Annotated in this window: 15 protein-coding genes; 4 read left to right on the top strand and 11 right to left on the bottom strand. The window is 62.6% G+C overall.

All coding sequences use genetic code 11. The features are described 5' to 3' along the window. Window positions 1–7: 7 nt before the first annotated feature. Complete coding sequence (locus QMK22_RS03095) at window positions 8–1672, bottom strand: ABC transporter substrate-binding protein (protein ID WP_283496170.1); 1665 nt, start codon at window positions 1670–1672, stop codon at window positions 8–10. A gap of 23 nt (window positions 1673–1695) precedes the next feature. Further along, window positions 1696–3357 (bottom strand): amidohydrolase, encoded by a 1662-nt coding sequence (locus QMK22_RS03090; RefSeq protein ID WP_349360496.1) that lies wholly within the window; start codon window positions 3355–3357, stop codon window positions 1696–1698. 235 nt (window positions 3358–3592) lie between these two features. Here QMK22_RS03090 and QMK22_RS03085 point away from each other — a divergent pair, with 235 nt between their 5' ends. After that, on the top strand, window positions 3593–4309 hold the full coding sequence (locus tag QMK22_RS03085; protein ID WP_283496169.1) for a TetR/AcrR family transcriptional regulator: 717 nt from the start codon (window positions 3593–3595) through the stop codon (window positions 4307–4309). Window positions 4310–4334: 25 nt separating this feature from the next. Here the strand turns inward: QMK22_RS03085 and QMK22_RS03080 are convergent, their stop codons facing one another. From QMK22_RS03080 to QMK22_RS03070, 3 genes are all read right to left on the bottom strand, one after another. Beyond that, window positions 4335–4673 carry a cupin domain-containing protein gene (locus QMK22_RS03080; RefSeq protein ID WP_283496168.1) on the bottom strand — a complete coding sequence of 113 codons (339 nt, stop codon included), beginning with the start codon at window positions 4671–4673 and terminating at the stop codon, window positions 4335–4337. A gap of 59 nt (window positions 4674–4732) precedes the next feature. Beyond that, window positions 4733–6181: an NAD(P)/FAD-dependent oxidoreductase gene (locus tag QMK22_RS03075; protein WP_283496167.1), complete on the bottom strand. Its 1449-nt coding sequence runs from the start codon at window positions 6179–6181 to the stop codon at window positions 4733–4735. A 75-nt stretch (window positions 6182–6256) separates the two neighbouring features. Then, window positions 6257–7777 carry a SulP family inorganic anion transporter gene (locus tag QMK22_RS03070; protein ID WP_283496166.1) on the bottom strand — a complete coding sequence of 507 codons (1521 nt, stop codon included), beginning with the start codon at window positions 7775–7777 and terminating at the stop codon, window positions 6257–6259. A gap of 439 nt (window positions 7778–8216) precedes the next feature. Between QMK22_RS03070 and QMK22_RS03065 the strand changes: the two genes are divergently transcribed. Continuing rightward, window positions 8217–8606, top strand: a complete 390-nt coding sequence (locus QMK22_RS03065) for a MerR family DNA-binding transcriptional regulator (protein WP_283496165.1) — start codon at window positions 8217–8219, stop codon at window positions 8604–8606. Here the strand turns inward: QMK22_RS03065 and QMK22_RS03060 are convergent. Continuing rightward, complete coding sequence (locus QMK22_RS03060) at window positions 8600–9154, bottom strand: DUF7010 family protein (protein WP_283496164.1); 555 nt, start codon at window positions 9152–9154, stop codon at window positions 8600–8602. The two genes, QMK22_RS03065 and QMK22_RS03060, sit on opposite strands and share 7 nt — an antisense overlap. 123 nt (window positions 9155–9277) lie before the next feature. On the opposite strand from QMK22_RS03060, the gene QMK22_RS03055 reads away from it, so the two are divergent. After that, window positions 9278–11077 (top strand): bifunctional 3'-5' exonuclease/DNA polymerase, encoded by a 1800-nt coding sequence (locus tag QMK22_RS03055; RefSeq protein WP_283496163.1) that lies wholly within the window; start codon window positions 9278–9280, stop codon window positions 11075–11077. Window positions 11078–11269: 192 nt separating this feature from the next. Beyond that, window positions 11270–11791, top strand: a complete 522-nt coding sequence (locus QMK22_RS03050; protein WP_283496162.1) for a DUF3145 domain-containing protein — start codon at window positions 11270–11272, stop codon at window positions 11789–11791. Between the two features lie 219 nt (window positions 11792–12010). Here the strand turns inward: QMK22_RS03050 and QMK22_RS03045 are convergent, their stop codons facing one another. The 5 genes from QMK22_RS03045 to QMK22_RS03025 all read right to left on the bottom strand — a co-directional run bounded on the left by QMK22_RS03045 (window position 12011) and on the right by QMK22_RS03025 (window position 16908). Next, window positions 12011–13246 carry a beta-ketoacyl-[acyl-carrier-protein] synthase family protein gene (locus QMK22_RS03045; protein ID WP_283496161.1) on the bottom strand — a complete coding sequence of 412 codons (1236 nt, stop codon included), beginning with the start codon at window positions 13244–13246 and terminating at the stop codon, window positions 12011–12013. Window positions 13247–13350: 104 nt separating this feature from the next. Then, the gene (locus QMK22_RS03040; RefSeq protein WP_092108059.1) at window positions 13351–13599 is read right to left on the bottom strand and encodes an acyl carrier protein; all 249 of its coding nucleotides are present in this window, start codon (window positions 13597–13599) and stop codon (window positions 13351–13353) included. Between the two features lie 58 nt (window positions 13600–13657). Further along, window positions 13658–14662, bottom strand: a complete 1005-nt coding sequence (locus tag QMK22_RS03035; protein ID WP_283496160.1) for a beta-ketoacyl-ACP synthase III — start codon at window positions 14660–14662, stop codon at window positions 13658–13660. A 17-nt stretch (window positions 14663–14679) separates the two neighbouring features. Then, window positions 14680–15600 carry an ACP S-malonyltransferase gene (locus QMK22_RS03030; protein WP_283496159.1) on the bottom strand — a complete coding sequence of 307 codons (921 nt, stop codon included), beginning with the start codon at window positions 15598–15600 and terminating at the stop codon, window positions 14680–14682. Window positions 15601–15705: 105 nt separating this feature from the next. Then, window positions 15706–16908, bottom strand: a complete 1203-nt coding sequence (locus QMK22_RS03025; protein WP_283496158.1) for a PucR family transcriptional regulator — start codon at window positions 16906–16908, stop codon at window positions 15706–15708. Window positions 16909–16910 lie beyond the last annotated feature (2 nt).

Here is a 16910-nt window from a genome sequence, read left to right as displayed (position 1 = left end):
AAACCGGCTAGCGTGCACCAATTGTCGCCGCCCAGGGGTAATAGAGAAAGTTGATGGATGGTGCAACACCGGTGATCTTCTTGCCCAGCCAAAGAACGGTCGGCGACTCATAGAGCGGCAGCCACGGAAGTTGCTCGTTGACGATGACCTGCGCCCTGGCCGCTTCGGCCGCGCGTTCCGCAGGGTCGGAGATGCCGACCGCGTCGGTGACGATCTGGTCAAACTGAGGGTCAGACCAGTTTCCGTAGTTACTGAATTCGCCGGTGCGCAAAATAGCGAGGCTTTCAAGCGGGTCGGTAATCGACTGGTACCAGAGCGTATAGAACAGGTCGATACCCTCGCGAGCCGCCGGGTCAGAGTACATCGTCGTCCACTTATTCGGAGTGATGGTCTCAATTGTCGACTTCAGACCGATCGAGCTCGCTGCGGCCGCTGTCGCTTGGGCGATCACGTCGAAAGCGGCATTGATCGGGGAGGTGGCGATGACGATCTCTTGACCGGTGACTCCCGCTTCTTCAATCAGCTTCTTGGCGGCTTTTAGATCGTACGGGTACTTTTTCAGATCGCCGAAGGCAGCCGTGACAGTGGCCGTGGCGGCACCATTCCAAACCGACTTCGCGGTGATCGCATCGGTGACCGTGCCATAGCCCTGTTCCGCGGCCTTCAAAAGACCATCGCGGTCGATGGCCATCGTCAAGGCCTGCCGTACCCGCACATCGCCAAGTGGCCCCGCCAGGTTGCTCACGATCATGCTGGCGACGGCGGTATTGGTGCCGAAATAGATCTGGCCCTCTGCGGATGACCTCAACTGGTCGATGCCGTTGGACGGTACCATCCAACCGCCGTCGACCTCGCCGGCCTTGAACGCGTTCACGCGAGCGTTCGGATCATTCTGAAAGACGAACTTCACCTGCTTCGACTTGGCTATCAGACTCTTGTCCCAGTACCCGTCGAAGCGCTCAAGCGTAATGCTCTCTCCACTGGTCCAGGTGCCGAAGGTAAAGGGGCCGGTGCAGTTGACTCCCTTCGAGGAATTGCCGTAATCTTTACCGTCCTTGGCCAGGGTGGCCGCCGATTCGATAACACCGGGTGCGCCGGTCAGCCCTTGGTTGAACTGCGAGTCGGGAACCGTTGTCGTGACGGTGACCTGCATATCGCCGCTCTGCTCGATCGACGCGACGTTTTGGTAGGCACTGAACCAGGACGACCCGACCTGTGGATCAAGGTGACGATTCATGGAGGCAACCGCGTCGGCTGCAGTCAGGGGGGTACCGTCGTGAAATTTCACACCCGGGCGGAGTGTGTACACCCATGTCGTCGGGGTCGGATTCTCGAAGGACTCCGCGAGTCCCGGGGCAATGGTGAGGTCGCTGTTCCACCGCAGAAGCGACTCGCAGACGTTGGCGAGCACTTGGTTGTCGGGGTAATCGAAGGCGTAGGCGTAGTCGAGTGAGTAGGGCTCGGCGTGAACTGACCAGGTGAAGGAATCAAGATTGCCCGTGGGCGCGGGGGTCACGGCGGTCAGTGTGAACTCCGAAGCGCCGTCGCTGGGCTGCGAATTCGGCGTGGAACACGCGCTGAGCGACAATGCGGCAACGATGACGACTGATGACGAACGGAGAATGCGGTGCGACGTGCGGTGTATTCGGGGAGATGATTGTGGGGCGAACATGAGTGCCTCCTAAGCGGTGCCTGCTAGTTGCTGCGCGGGTAAACTTGGGCGCCACGAATCCAGGTGGACGTGACGGTTGAGGTGTAAATCTCGCTCGGATCGAGTTCGAACGGGTTGGGCTCGAGCACGACGAGATTGGCCAGGTACCCGGGAACGATCGCTCCGGTGTCATGGTCGCGATGGTTCACGTAAGCGGATCCCGCGGTGTAGGCGGTCAGCGACGTGGCCAGATCAAGCTTCTGAGCCGGCCGTCCGAGGGGCCTGTCCGTCGAGCCGGGGGAGACGCGGTTGACGGCAACGTGGATGGCATCGATCGGGTTCGCACTGGAGACTGGCCAGTCGCTGCCCGCCGCGAGGCGCGCACCGTTGGAATGCAGTTCACCGAACGGATAGTGGTGATCTTCCGAGTCATCGGCGAGAAACGGCAGCGTCAGTTCGTCGAGCTGCGCCTCATGGCAGCCCCAGAGCGACTGGATGTTTGCGATCGCGTCGAGTTGGGCGAAGCGGAGGGTGTCAGCCGCGTCCACGACCTGCAGGTGCGCCAAGTGGTGCCGGTTGGAACTCGGGCCGTTCGCCGATCGAGCAACCTCTACGGCGTCCAGGGTTTCGCGCACTGCGCGGTCGCCCAGCGCGTGGAAGTGCACCTGAAAGCCGGCGGCATCCAGTGCCGTGACGTAAGTCTTCAACAGCGCAGGGTCGATGAATGAGAGACCGGAATTGTCGGTGTGGTGGCCGTGGGCATCGCGATACGGCTCGTTCATGGCGGCTGTCTGGTTCTCGGCCACACCATCGATCATGATCTTGACTGTGCTGAGGTCCAGGGTCTCAGCGGGGTGCCGAGCGGCGATATCGTCGCGGCGCTCGATCATCTGGTAAATCTGCTCGATTCCGGCGTTGCGTTCCCACCACTGTGAGCCGACCACGTGAGCGAGCAGGGTGCCCTCGGCGATGGCACGTTCGTAGGCAAGCAGCGAGTCGGACAGGCCCAGACCTGAACCGACGAGAGCGTCCTGCCAGCCGGTGACACCGAGCGAGAAGAGTTCGGCCTGGGCGGCTAGGAGTCCGCGGTAGGCGAGGTCATCGCTCGCCTCTGGGCGAAAGCCATTAAAAAGTTCCGACGCGCCCTCTTGAAGTGCACCGGCTGGAGTTCCGTCGGCCTCCCTCTCGATGCGACCATCATCGGGGTCGGCGGTCGCCGCGGTGATGCCGGCACGTTCGAAGGCCTGGGTATTCGCCCAGGTGCTGTGATGGTCTCGACTGGACAGCAGCACTGGACGGTCAGCGACGATGGCATCGAGCAAGTCTCGGGTGGGGTTTCCGCCTGGAAAGTGGTCCATCGACCAGCCACCGCCCTGAATCCATTCGAGTTCAGGATTGGACGCCGCATATGCGGCGATCATGGCGACGGTTTCCTCGGCATTGGTCGCCTCGGTGAGATTGCATTGCAACAGCTCGACACCGCCGGACACCGGATGGATATGAGCATCCTGAAACCCCGGAATGAGAAGTCCACCGTTCAGGTCGACGATCTGGCGTGCCTCCGCGGCGAGCTCCGCAGCCTCGTTCTCGGGAACGACGGCGGTGATGACACCGTCTGTCACCGCCACGGCCATCCGCTCCGGAATATCGGATCGGGTGGTGAAGATCCATCCACCCGTATAAATCAGATCTGCTGGTACAGCCACGGAAAAAACTCCTCACATTCGAACGGCGCCATTGTCGACCGGTTTTCAGGAGGCTAGCTGGCATTGGCGCGTATTGTCAACAGCGTTCACAACACTGTTCACAACGGTGTTCACTTCGGCTATCGTGTGGGATACTGCAAACAGGAACAATGCTTGTGCGCGCCCCGGGAAGAATCCACCAGTGCGTGCCGGCACCATCCATTGGCTGACGCCACATTCAGAGAGGCTCACGGGGATGGAAAATCTCGAGGAGACACACCCGATCGCAACGAGGGAACGGGCCCGCCTCGATGCGGAATCGATCATCGAAGCCGGACTCCGAATTGCGTCGAAACCCGGTACAGCGGCTGTCTCGGTGCGAGATCTCGGCGCCATGCTTGATGCGGCGCCGACGGCCGTCTACCGCCACTTTCGCAGCAAGGAAGGCCTGATGCAGGCCCTGCTCGACCGTCTACTGGCGATGTCCACGGCTCAGGTGACGGCCCCGACCGAGGCGTGGCGTGAGCGAATCACCCAGCTCTGCACCGCCACGCTCAACGTCTTCATCGCGTATCCAGCCATTGCGGTTGAAGCGATCGTGCTCAGCACCGAAGGACCCGCGGAACTTGACGGCGTCGAGATCATGCTCGGTGCCTACGCTCAGACCGGCCTTGAGGGCACCGAACTCGTGCGGCACTACGCCGCGCTGTCGACCTATATGCTCTCCTACGCCTCAGGTATCGCCCGCGCGCACAGCATCTCGAACACGTTGACCGCCGAAGACTCTACGCCGTGGTGGGGACGAACGTATCCGGTGACGGCGTCGTCGCATCCGTATATCGCAGCCCTGCGCGATGAGCTCACCGCTCTTTCTGATCGAGAAATTTACTTTTTGGGCATCAATGAGCTGATGGACTCCGCCGAACGCGCGGGCGCCCAAGCGCGTGAGCGCGCAGCATCAGCGGAAGTCTGACCCCTGACCCCTTGAGCCCGACAGTTCAGGCGAAGTAGACCTTACGCAGCGTCTGTGTGATCGTCCAGATCGTGCGCTGGCCCTCGCGCAGGCGCATCACGTCGCCGGGCGCCAGCGGCACTGTCAGACCGGTTTCTTCGAATTGGACCGTGCCAGTGCCCACGAGCACGATGAAGATTTCATTGGCTTCAACATCGCTCATGGCGCCCGGGGTCATTTCCCACACCCCGATCTCAGTGCCGCCGAACTCTCCGAGCGTGGCCGACCCAGTGTGCGGCTGACCAGCCACAGCTTGCTCGGCCGAAACGGCCTCAAGCTGGATGTTCAGTGCGATCGCTGCAATTTTCACGGTGGTGTCAAGCATGGGCATCCATTTCACACGAGGTCGGGGGGAGTACTGCGGCCGGGCCGGCGCCCTGGCTACTAGGAGTCGAAGCCGAGGCCGACAGCATCCAGCGTCTTCAATATGACGTTGCGCTTGCCCTTGTTGTGGTCGGCCCGGTTGAGCGACCAGCGGGTGACCTGCACGCCGGCGGACGCGACGGGTTCCGGCGGGAAGGGGAGCGGGGTTTCGCGGACCATCGCCAGACGGGTGCGCTCGGTGTTCTTGCCTTCGAGCTTGTCCAGCATTACCTCGGCCGCGAAGTGCGTAGCGGCAACGCCGAGACCGGTGAAACCCGCCGCGTAGGCGATGCGTCCGCCGCGAGCCGTGCCGAAGAAGGCACAGAACCGGGTGGATGTGTCGATGGCGCCGGCCCATCGATGACTGAACTTCAGTCCTTCCAATTGCGGGAAAGTGGTGAAAAAATGGTGGCCCAGGGTGTCGTAGGTGGCGGGACGGTCTTCGTAGCGGTCGCGCACCCGGCGGCCGTAGTTATAGATCGCGTCGTAGCCCCCGAACAGGATGCGGTTGTCTTGACTCATCCGGTAGTAGTGGAACTGGTTGGCCATATCGCCAAGCCCCTGACGATTCTGCCAGCCGATATCCGCCAGTTGGGCGGCGTCCAGGGGCTCGGTCATCAGTGCGTAGTCATAGACGGGAATAGTAGACAGGGTGTTGCGCTTGAGCAGCGACGGGAAGACATTGGTGGCCAGCGCCGTCTTCTTCGCCAGAATGCGTGCTTTGCTCGTGCGTACAGCGGTGCCCTGCGTGGGCGTCAGTCCCGACGTGTCCAGGGCGGTAACCGGAGAAGTCTCGAAAATTTCGACGCCGAGTTCGGTTGCCACACGGGCCAATTCTGCGGCGAGTTTCGCGGGGTGCACGAGCGCGGACGATCGCTTGCTCCAGACGGCGGCGAGGTAGGTGGGGGAGTTGATCTCCTTTCGCACGGCATCGGTGTCGAGATACACATCGTCGGTGTTGCCGGTCTTCGCTGAGTCGGCGGCCATGTCCTTCAGCCACTCAACCTGGTGTTCCTCAACGGCGAGAGCCAGGGCGCCGTTGCGTTCGAAGTCGCAGTTGAGGCCGAGGTCGGTGACGGCCTGTTCAATGGCGTCGAGATTCTCCATACCCATTTCGTTGAGGCGGTCTATCTCCTTCGGCCAGCGGCTTTGGCCGTTTTCCTCGCCATGGGTCAGGCTGGCTTCGCAGAAACCGCCGTTGCGACCGGATGCCGCCCAACCGATGGTCTTCGCCTCCACGAGCACCACGCGCCAGGACGGGTTACGCTGCTTGGCCAGGACGGCCGTCCACAGACCGCAATAGCCGCCGCCCACGACAGCGAGGTCGCAGTCCATGTCGGCAGTGAGCTGAGGGTAGCGCCGGGCCGGAGCAATGTCGTCAAGCCAAAAAGCTGCCAGCCGGGAGCCGCTTAGGGCATGATCGACGATGGAGGTCTTCGGGCGGGACCTCTCGAAAACTGTGCTTTCCACGGGGAAATCTCTATCTCTGTCTCAGCCTTGAGACCGTTTAGGGGGCAGGCTTAGGGCGTCTGCCCAGTGTGCCAGTTAGTGTCCGCCGCCGAGGTTGCCGGCCAGACGAGCATGCAGCTCATTGCTGGCCTCGTTGAGCCCCTCAATGACGACGTACTTGTTGTGCCGCTCGTACTTGTAGGTGATCGCGTCGAGCGTGGCGACGGTCGAGGCATCCCAGATGTGTGATGCCGACAGATCGATCACGATACGGTCGGGATCACTGGCGTACTCGAACTGCGTCAGCAGGTCGTTGCTCGAGGCGAAGAACAGGGCGCCGGTCACCGTGTAATACGCGGTCGGCACGGGCTGGTCGAGATCGACCGTGCGTTCCACGCGGGCAAGGTGGGCGACGCGGCGTGCGAAGGCGACCATCGCAACGATGACGCCGACGACAACGCCGATGGCGAGGTTGTGAGTGAGCACGATAACGATCACCGTGGCGACCATGACCGTCGTCTCACTCTTGGGCATCCGCTTGAGGGTCGAGAGACGGATACTGTGCCAGTCGAAGGTCAGGTACGACACGATGATCATCACCGCGACCAATGCCGCCATCGGCACGACGGCGAGCACATCACCAAGGCCGAGCACTAGAACGAGCAGGAAGACGCCGGCGAGGAAGGTGGAGATGCGGGTGCGGGCGCCAGAAGCCTTGACGTTGATCATGGTCTGGCCGATCATGGCGCACCCACCCATGCCGCCGAACAGGCCGCTCATGACGTTGGCGACGCCCTGACCCCAGGTTTCGCGAGTTTTGTTGGAGTGGGTGTCAGTGATTTCGTCGACGAATTTCGCGGTCATCAGGGATTCGAGGATACCGACCAGGGCCATGCCGAGGGCGTAGGGGGCGATGGTGGTGAACGTCTCCCAGCTGAGGGGGATGTTGGGGATGAACAGTTCGGGGAGGTTCTGGGGCAGTTCGCCCTGGTCGCCGATCGTGGGCACGTTGATCGCCATGAGCACGGTGACAATGGTGATGACCACGATCGCTACGAGCGGTGCGGGAATCACCTTGGTGATGCGGGGCATGACGATCATGATGACCAGCCCGGCGGCGACGAGGGGATAGACCAGAAATGGGACGCCGAGCAGTTGGGGCAGCTGTGAGGTGAAGATGAGAATGGCGAGGGCGTTCACGAAGCCGACCATGACGCTACGCGGGATGAAGCGCATGAGTTTTGCTACGCCGACCAAGCTCAGCAGGATTTGGAACACCCCGGCGAGGATGACGGTGGCAATGAAATATTCCATGCCGTAGTCGCGAGCGACGGGTGCGATCACGAGGGCGACAGCGCCGGTGGCGGCGGTGATCATGGCGGGTCGTCCGCCAACAAAAGCGATGGTCACGGCCATCACGAAGGAAGAGAACAAGCCCACCCGGGGGTCGACTCCGGCGATGATCGAGAAGGCGATCGCCTCCGGAATGAGTGCCATCGCCACGACAAGGCCGGCGAGTATCTCGCGGGTGAGCAGCCGGGGGGTGCGCAGTGCGGTGAGCACTGATGGCTCCGCCTGGTACCGGCTGGTCGTGGTGGATTTGTGAGCAATAGCCATAAGGCCTCCAGAAATGGGACCTCGGGAAGAAGCCGATTGGATGGGAGTGTGCGATCGGAGCGCCGGATTCACGCGACTCGCCTCCGGGGCTGCGGCGTGATGAGAGTCGGCGCGAAAGAACGCATTTGGCCCGTCGAACCACTCAACCATCGCAAGGCTACCTTAACGTAAGGGTTTAATGCGCTTCGCATGAGATTTGAGAGCCTCTGCCAGCTGGCCACGTCCGTCCTGGTGCAACAAAGGGCAATGGCCATGGGGCCTTTCCGAAGTTGGACACACGGGTGGTGTCGCATGAAGTGTGGGCGCTCTGTGGCGCAGTGCCACCTGTCATCAGGGACAATGGTGGGGGAGTGGCCTCGCCTAGCGCTGTCGGCCAACTTCAGCAACACTACTCTAACGTAAGGGTTGATTACCAATCCGCACGAGAACGGACTCACCCATGACTGCACCGGCCACAGCGGGCACCATGCACATTGGAGAGCTCGCCGAGAAGACCGGCCTCTCTCTGCGCACCATTCGTCACTACGACGAGATCGGCCTACTCAAGGCCTCGGGCCGTACCGAAGGGGGATTTCGTCTCTACACGCAGGAGGATCACTCTCGGCTAATCCTGATTCGCCGTATGAAACCGCTCGGGTTTTCTCTCGAGGAGATGATGGCACTGTTGAAAATCATCGACATGTTGCAGGGTGGCGTGGCCGGTTCGGACAGTCCGACGGTGCGGGCAGAGCTCGACGCGTTTATTGCACAAGCGATCGAGCGTCGGCAAAAGCTCCAGGACCAACTGGAAATGGCTGACGAGTTTTTGGAACTGTTACGTACTCAGTAGTGCGCGGCGAGCGCAGCGGTGCGCCGGCCCTGACGGTAGAGGGGGAGCGCGAACAGCAGAAGAAGGCTAGCGCCGACCCAGCCGCTGATGGCTCCAAATTGAGGAAGCCAGAACAACGCAACGGTACCGACCGCAATGAGGGCACCGGCCAGAACTGCGTAAATCCGCATCCCGTACAGGGAGATAAATACAAGAAAGTGTGCGCCAACGATGATGAGCGAAGCGGGAAAGAACAGCGTCGGCTCGTAGCTTCCGAGAGCAACTGCAACAAGAATTCCCAAAGGAACCGCGAACGCTGATTGCATAGCCAGCCCGATGGCCGGGTGCCCACGAGGCAGAGCCGACGGACCTCCCATGGCCTTGAGCACCAGAGTCGACAGCGGAAAGATCAGGGTGCCACCCACGAAGAGCACGAGCATCGCCAGGCCTGGCGAGACCAGCTGATAGACGGCGGCCGCGGCAAACCAGAGGAGTGCAGAGACGAGAGCGCCGGACGATCCGCCCCGGTAGATCCGGCGTACGTCAGCCTGTGCCTGCGCAATGTGCATGATTGATCCTCCCACGCGATTCACACACGCACGATACTGACGAGGGTGGTGAGCTGGGCCACGGTACCGACTGAGCTTTCAGTTCCGCAAAAACCGGGATCGTCGAGCGGGCAGAATAGACCTGTGTACGTACTGGTGCGGCGAGCAAACAATGGCGATCTGCTCGTTGAGCGCCTAAACGATGACGGTGCCCAGATCGAGGCAACCCGCCGTCTCACCGTGACCCAGTTTCGGTCGTTTGTCAGGTCGGTCGAACCGACGTCACTCACATCCGCGAGTGCCCCCGGGGCCACTCCGCGTTGGGTCTGGGAGGACACCGCTCGCATCTATCCGGAGCTTCTTGCCGCGGGAATCCGAGTGCAGCGTTGTCACGATCTCCGCCTCTGTCACGTAATTCTTAAGAATTCTGCCCTGTCCAAAGCCAGTGAACTCGCTCGGGCCGCGCCGGACCGCTGGGACATCGCCACTACCACCGCGAGCGATCGGGCCGACCCCCCGGCCACGCTCTTTGACTTCAACGTCACCGTCGACGACAGCGACGCTGACATCGCCCAACGCTCGGCGGATCCCCGCGCAGCGGCAGACTCCGCATCGAGTACAGCCCGGGAATTTCGCCGCCAGCTCGACGCGGTGGCCTACGCTGCAGAACCCGGGCGGCTCCGCCTGCTGCTCGCAGCAGAGTCTGCGGGGGCGCTCATCGCCGCTGAGATGCGCTACGCCGGCCTGCCCTGGCGCACCGACGTGCATGATCTCCTTCTCACCCGGGAGCTGGGGCCGCGGGCCGCACCCGGCGTTCGACCGGCACGCCTGGAAGAACTGGCCCAGCGCATTCGCTCAGCGCTGGGCGACGCCACCCTTAATCCTGACTCGGCACAGGAGTTATTCCGAGCGCTGCAACGGGCGGGACTCGCTGTCACCTCCACGCGCGGGTGGGAGCTACAGAAGCTGGAGCATCCGGCTATCGAACCTCTGTTGCAGTACAAAAAACTGTCTCGACTACTCAGCGCCAACGGCTGGACCTGGATGGAATCCTGGGTCGTCGACGGCCGCTTCCATCCCGATTACGTGCCCGGAGGAGTGGTGACCGGCCGCTGGGCCACGCGGGGTGGGGGAGCGCTCCAGTTGCCCAAACTGATTCGCGGTGCCGTTGTCGCCGATAGCGGGTGGAAACTCGTCGTCGCCGATGCCGCCCAGCTTGAGCCCCGCATCCTCGCAGCGCTGTCACAGGATACGAGTATGGCGCGCGCCGGACACGGCACCGACCTGTATGCAGGGATCGTCTCGAGCGGCATTGTCCAGACCCGTGACCATGCCAAGGTCGCCATGCTCGGCGCTATGTACGGGGCCACGAGCGGGGAGAGCGGCCGACTCATGCCGCGGCTGGCCCGGGCCTACCCCCGAGCGATCGCTTTGACCGAATCGGCGGCGCGCGCGGGTGAGCGTGGTGAGGTGGTGACAACGCAACTCGGCCGTTCGTCACCGACGCCGGGACCAGGCTGGCACGAGGCTCAGGCGCAGGCTTACGACCCAACGGCGACACCGGCCGATGAACGACGCGCCCGCAGCCAGGCCAGGGACTGGGGGCGATTCACCCGCAATTTCATCGTGCAAGGCAGCGCGGCCGAATGGGCTCTGTGCTGGATGGCCGAGATCCGCCGGGAACTTTCTACGCTTCCATCGGTCGATTATGGCGTCGGCGGCTCTACCCTTCGAGGTAGCCGCGCGCCCTTTGACGCCTCGCCGCACCTGGTCTTCTTTCTTCACGACGAAGTGATTGTGCACACGCCGGCCGTTCAGGCCGACCTCGTGGCTCGAATCATTGTTACCGCCGCGGAAACGGCGGGTCGATTGCTCTTCGGAGACTTTCCGGTCGACTTCATGCTCGCTGTGGCGACCGTCGACAACTATGCGCAGGCCAAATAGTTCGAATCCGCTGCTTGTGAATGCGCAGGTCGCTGGGGCATAATGGCGCTATCGGCTCCCTGGATCGCGGCTTGTGCGGTGCCAGAGATCGAATAATTGAACACTTGCCATCGTGCCCACAGCTATGAGTTGAAAGTGCGGTCGTTTCGAGGTCGTTGGGGAAGACGCACCTACTAGAAACGGAGAAACACGATGGATGCAACACTCAACCGTCGAGCGCCGATCGCGCGGGGGGTGCTTTTCGTGCACTCTTCTCCGCGAGCGGTCTGCCCGCACATGGAGTGGTCTGCCGGCCGAGCCCTCGGCGCAGCGGTTAACTTTGATTGGTCAGAACAGCCGGCCCTGCCAGGCTCCTATCGCGCGGAGTACTACTGGGAGGGAACCCCCGGCACCGGTGCCGCCCTCGCCTCCGCTCTGCGCGGGTGGGAGCAGGTGCGGTTCGAAGTCACCGAAGATGCCGGGTCCGGCTCGGATGGCGGTCGGTGGTTGCACACGCCCGAGCTCGGTATCTTCTACGCGCAGACCGACAGCGTGGGCAATGTCGTCGTTCCAGAAGATCGCATTCGCTCCGCGATGGAGCGTGGGGGCGCCAATGCCCTGGAATTGCACCGGCACCTACGGCTGGCCCTCGGACAGTCTTGGGACGACGAACTTGAACCCTTCCGGCAGGCGAGCGATGTAAACGCCGTGGTCTGGCTGCACCAAGTGGGCTGACTCGCGGAACTCTAAGCGTGCGATTCGCTCGTGATGGCGTGGTGTGTCGACCGGTGACCATTCCCGGCGGTAATCCCACGAAGTCACAGTCTGGGTCCGATTCGAGTCGATTGGATTTGATCAGAGTCTGCTCGAACGCGAGGGCCGGAATAGATACGGTGAATCGCCATACAGAAATGACCCCGTCCGAACCCGGACGGGGTCATTCTCTACTTCACTTTAAACCGAGCGGAACGCCACGACGGCGTTATGGCCGCCGAAACCGAAGGAGTTGCTCAGCGCGAGCAAATTGCCGGAGGGCAGTGCCCGCGGTGTAGTAACCACGTCGAGTGGAATTTCCGGATCCTGCGACGTGAGGTTGATCGTTGGCGGTGCGGTGCGTTCGGCGAGAGCCTTCACCGTGAAGAACGCTTCGAGAGCGCCAGCGCCGCCGAGCAGGTGACCGGTCGAAGCTTTCGTTGCCGACACCGGGATGCCATCGAGCAGGGCTCCGAACACACGCCTCAGAGCGTTGTACTCGGCGATATCCCCTACCGGGGTGCTCGTGGCATGAGCGTTAATGTGCGACACGTCGGAAAGGGCCGCACCGGCGTTCTCAATCGTTGACACCATTGCGCGGGCGGCGGCGGATCCCTCGGGGTCCGGCGCGGTGACATGGTAGGCGTCACTATTGACGACGCCGCCCAACAGCTCCGCGTAGATGTGCGCACCGCGTGCTTTGGCGTGCTCTTCTGTTTCGATAACGAGCGCGGCAGCGCCCTCGCCGAGAACGAATCCATCGCGAGTCACGTCATAGGGGCGGCTCGCCGTGGCCGGATCATCGTTACGAGTCGAGAGTGCGTGCATCGCGGCGAAGGAGGCGATCGGTAGTGGGTGGATCGCAGCTTCGGAACCCCCAGCGATGACAACGTCTGCCAATCCGGCCTGGAGCCGGTTGTAGGCGTTCACCAGCGCTTCGGTGCTCGAAGCACACGCGGAGACGACCGTGGTGATTCCGGCCCGGGCGTGCAGATCCATTCCGATAGCAGCTCCCGGACCGTTGGGCATGAGCATCGGAACGGTCATCGGCAGCACGCGGCGGGGCCCGCGCTCACGCAGGGTGTCCCACGCGTCGAGCAGGGTCCATACCCCGCCGATTCCGGTGGCCCAATCCACGGCGAGGCGTTCGGGCTCGACTTCGGGGGCGCCGGCATCCGCCCAGGCTTCGCGCCCGGCGATGAGCGCGAACTGACTGGAGGGGTCGAGGCGCTTGACTTCAAATCGCTGCAGCACATCAACGGTCTTCACACGCGCCTGTGCGGCAAAAGTTACGGGGATCGCCGTTTCGGCGACCCAGGATTGCTCGAGGGTGGTGGCGCCAGATTCGCCCGCGAGCAGGGCCGTCCAGGTGTCGACCGCCGTGCCGCCCAACGGCGTAGTGGCACCGATACCGGTGATAACGATTTTCTTGGTCATAAGTCAACTCTCCATGGAACGACAAACGTGTGGACCGGCGCTTCGTGGCACCAGTCCAAAGAACAGGTCGGCCGATTTCCGGCCGACCTGGTTCAGGCTTGGGCCTAGTCCTGCGCCTTCACGATGAACTCAACGGCGTCGCCGACGGTCTTGAGGTTCTTGACCTCTTCGTCGGGGATCTTCACGTCGAACTTCTCCTCTGCGTTGACGACAATGGTCATCATCGAGATGGAGTCGATGTCCAAGTCGTCGGTGAACGACTTGCCCAATTCAACCGTGTCGGTTGCAATTCCGGTCTCGTCGTTGATGAGCTCGGCCAGGCCGGTCAGAACTTCTTCGGTGGACAATGCCATGTTTTTTCTCCTTGAGGGTGTCTCGGTTGACCGAGACCTAGTTTAGGGGGTGGGTAGGTTAGGGCAGCACAACGACCTGCGCGCCGAACACAAGTCCGGCACCGAAGCCGATCTGCAGGGCAAGCCCGCCGCTGAGCTCGGGGTGTTCTTCAAGCAGGCGGTGGGTGGCAAGCGGAATGGAAGCCGACGACGTGTTCCCGGTCGTGGCAACATCACGCGCAATGACAACGGACTCCGGGAGCTTGAGCTGCTTGGCGAACTCATCGATGATGCGCATGTTGGCCTGATGCGGGATGAACGCGGCCAGGTCGGAGCTTTCGATTCCGGCGACTTCGAGGGCTTTCTTGGCCACTTTGGCCATGTCCCACACGGCCCAGCGGAAGACCGTCTGTCCTTCCTGGCGCAGGGTCGGCCATTCGACTTCACCGCGGCGATATTCCTGCAGGGTGTGGTTCATCTGGATCGCTTCGGCCTTGGAACCATCCGAGCCCCATACCGTTGTGGCAATGCCCGGGTAGTCGCTCGGGCCGATGACGACGGCGCCGGCACCGTCGCCGAGCAGGAACGAGATGCTCCGGTCGGTGGGGTCGACAAGGTCGGACAGTTTCTCAGCTCCGATGACCAGCGCGTAGTGCGCGGCACCGGTACGAATCAGTGCGTCAGCCTGCGCCACGGCGTAGGCATAGCCAGCGCAGGCAGCGTTGATGTCGTAGGCTGCCGCCGGATTGCTGCCTACCCGGTCGGCCACCACGGCGGCTATAGACGGGGTTTGGCGGCCGTTGCTGATGGTCGCGACAATCACCGCGTCGATGAGGGCGGGGTCGATACCGCTTCTGTCAATAGCCTCGCGCGCGGCATCCGTTGCGAGGTCGAGGGCGTCGACGTCCTGGCCGGACCGGGCCCGCGTGACGATACCGGTGCGCTGTTGAATCCACTCGTCCGAGGAATCGATGGCCTCGACGAGATCGTCGTTGGGGACGAGGTTCTCTCCGCGGGCAGCGCCCACAGAGAGAATGCGGGTGTACTTCGGTCCGTGGGACTGCTGGAGTGTGGGCTTAGTCATTGTCTCTCTTATCAGATTCAGGACTGCTGGTCAATCATGGCCCAGGCGGCGGGCAGGTCGTCCGGGGACTTGATGGCGACGCTGGGGACGCCTTTGAGGGCTCGCTTAGCGAGACCGACGAGGGCACCAGCGGGTGCGACCTCGATGATTCCGGTGACTCCCGCCGCAGCGAAAGCCTCCATGCACCTGTCCCACCGTACCGGTGAGGACACCTGGCCAACGAGCAGGTCCACAAAACGGATGCCGTCGCTCACCTGGCTTCCATCGCGGTTGGTCCAAATGGGAAGGGTGGGATCTATGGGGCGGAGCGAGTCGGCGACGACGGTCATCCGTTCAACGGCGGGCTGCATATACCGGGTGTGGAATGCACCGGCGACCTGAAGCGGGATGACCCTGGCACGGTGTGGGGGAGTCTCGGCCAGGGCGGCCAAGGCATCGAGAGCCCCGGCGACAACGATCTGACCCGAACCGTTGAAATTGGCCGGCTCCAGGCCCAGCTCAGCGACCCGGGCCAGTAGCTCGTCCTCATCGGCACCGATGACCGCGCTCATTCCGGTGGGCACCAGAGCGGCGGCCGCCTGCATCGCGAGGCCACGTTCCCGTACAAAACTGACCGCGTCGGCGGTGTGCAGAATACCGGCCCCGGCCGCAGCGGTCAGTTCGCCGACCGAGTGCCCGGCGATGCCGGCAATGCGGTCGCGGCGTTGCGGCGTGAGGAGTGCTTCCAGAGTGAGGATTCCGGCGGCCACGATAAGCGGCTGGGCGATCGCCGTGTCGCGAATCGTAGCCGCGTCGCTGACCGTGCCATGGGCGACGAGGTCCAGATCGAGGTTGTCGGAAATCTGCCGAAGCCCGGCTTTGAAGGCAGGCAAAGCCAACCAGGGTTCGAGGAATCCGGGAGTTTGGGAGCCCTGACCCGGGCAGACGACAACGATCATTTAGTTAGTCTTCCAATGTGACGACGCGAATGGATGTGCAAATCGCACTAAGTATCCAAGAAACCTTTGTGCGTATCCGCAGATCCGTCCGGTTTCGTCGGTACATCAACGGCGGCGGGATGAACCGTCATGATCACTGATCGAACCTATGATCAGCGCCGACTGCAGGATGAGCGCCTCCCGCGCGCCGGTGGCGTCATAGCCGATCACTTCGGAAACCCGCTTCAGGCGATAGCGCACCGTGTTGGGGTGGACGAATAATTCGCGTGCGGTGGCCTCGAGTGAGCGCCCATTGTCGAGGTAGCACCACAGGGTGGTGAGCAGCTCGGTGGAGTGTGCCTGCAGCGGTCGATAGATGCGATGAATGAGCGTGGCCCTGGCCAACGGATCACCGGCGAGGGCGCGCTCGGGCAGGAGATCGTCGGCTTGAACCGGCCGGGGAGCGTTCCGCCACGATCGAGCGACCGCGAAACCGGCCAGTGCCGCCTTCGCGCTCTTCGACGCATCGACGAGGTTGGGAACCTCGTGTCCAAGCACGAGATGCCCGGGTCCAAAGATCGGCTCAAGCTGCATGGCGATCTCCATGAAGGTCAACGCCGCTGCCGTGCCCACATCTTCGCTGTCCGCCGGGGCGGGACGGGCGCGCCCGATGACCAGCACGAGCCGGTTGCCCTGCACTCCGATGAGCACGTCGGCGGCCATGTGCCGTGCTGCCCGGCGCAGTTGATCGACATCGAGCAGCTGCGGCGTTGTGCCGACCAGAACGCAGACTTCGCCGTGGCCATGCCAGCCGAGGGCGGCGATTCGGCTGGGCAGCTCATCGTCATATTCCCCGCTAAGGATGGAATCTACGACGAGGGCTTCGAGGCGTGCGTCCCACAGTCCACGTGCCTCAGCCGCCCGAGCGTACACATCCGCTGCCCCGAACGCGATTTCTCGCGAATAGAGCAGTATCGCCTCACGCAGCACCTCGCCGCCGTCCTTGACACGTTCCTCGACCACCTCGACGACCACTCGAATGAGCTGCAGCGTCTGCTGCAGGCTCACCGAACGCAGGAGCTCGCGCGGGGCGGCACCGAAGACGTCCGCCGCAATCCACGGAGTTGACCGGGGATCGTCGAACCATGAAATGAAACTGGTTATCCCGGCCTGGGCGACCAGACCGACGGCGGACCGCCGCCCTGGTGGCATGTCGCCATACCAGGACAGCGTGTCTTCGAGTCGTTTCAACGTCTGGGTCGATAACTCGCCAGAGATGGTGCGCAGCCAGTTAAGAGTCTGCTCTTTCGTCTTGGGCGCCGGTGCCACGG

The sequence above is a fragment of the Cryobacterium sp. PH29-G1 genome (assembly GCF_030063365.1).
Classification (GTDB): domain Bacteria; phylum Actinomycetota; class Actinomycetes; order Actinomycetales; family Microbacteriaceae; genus Cryobacterium.
The sequence above is the reverse complement of the archived record's forward strand: the minus strand, read 5'-3'. Positions and strand labels throughout refer to the sequence as shown.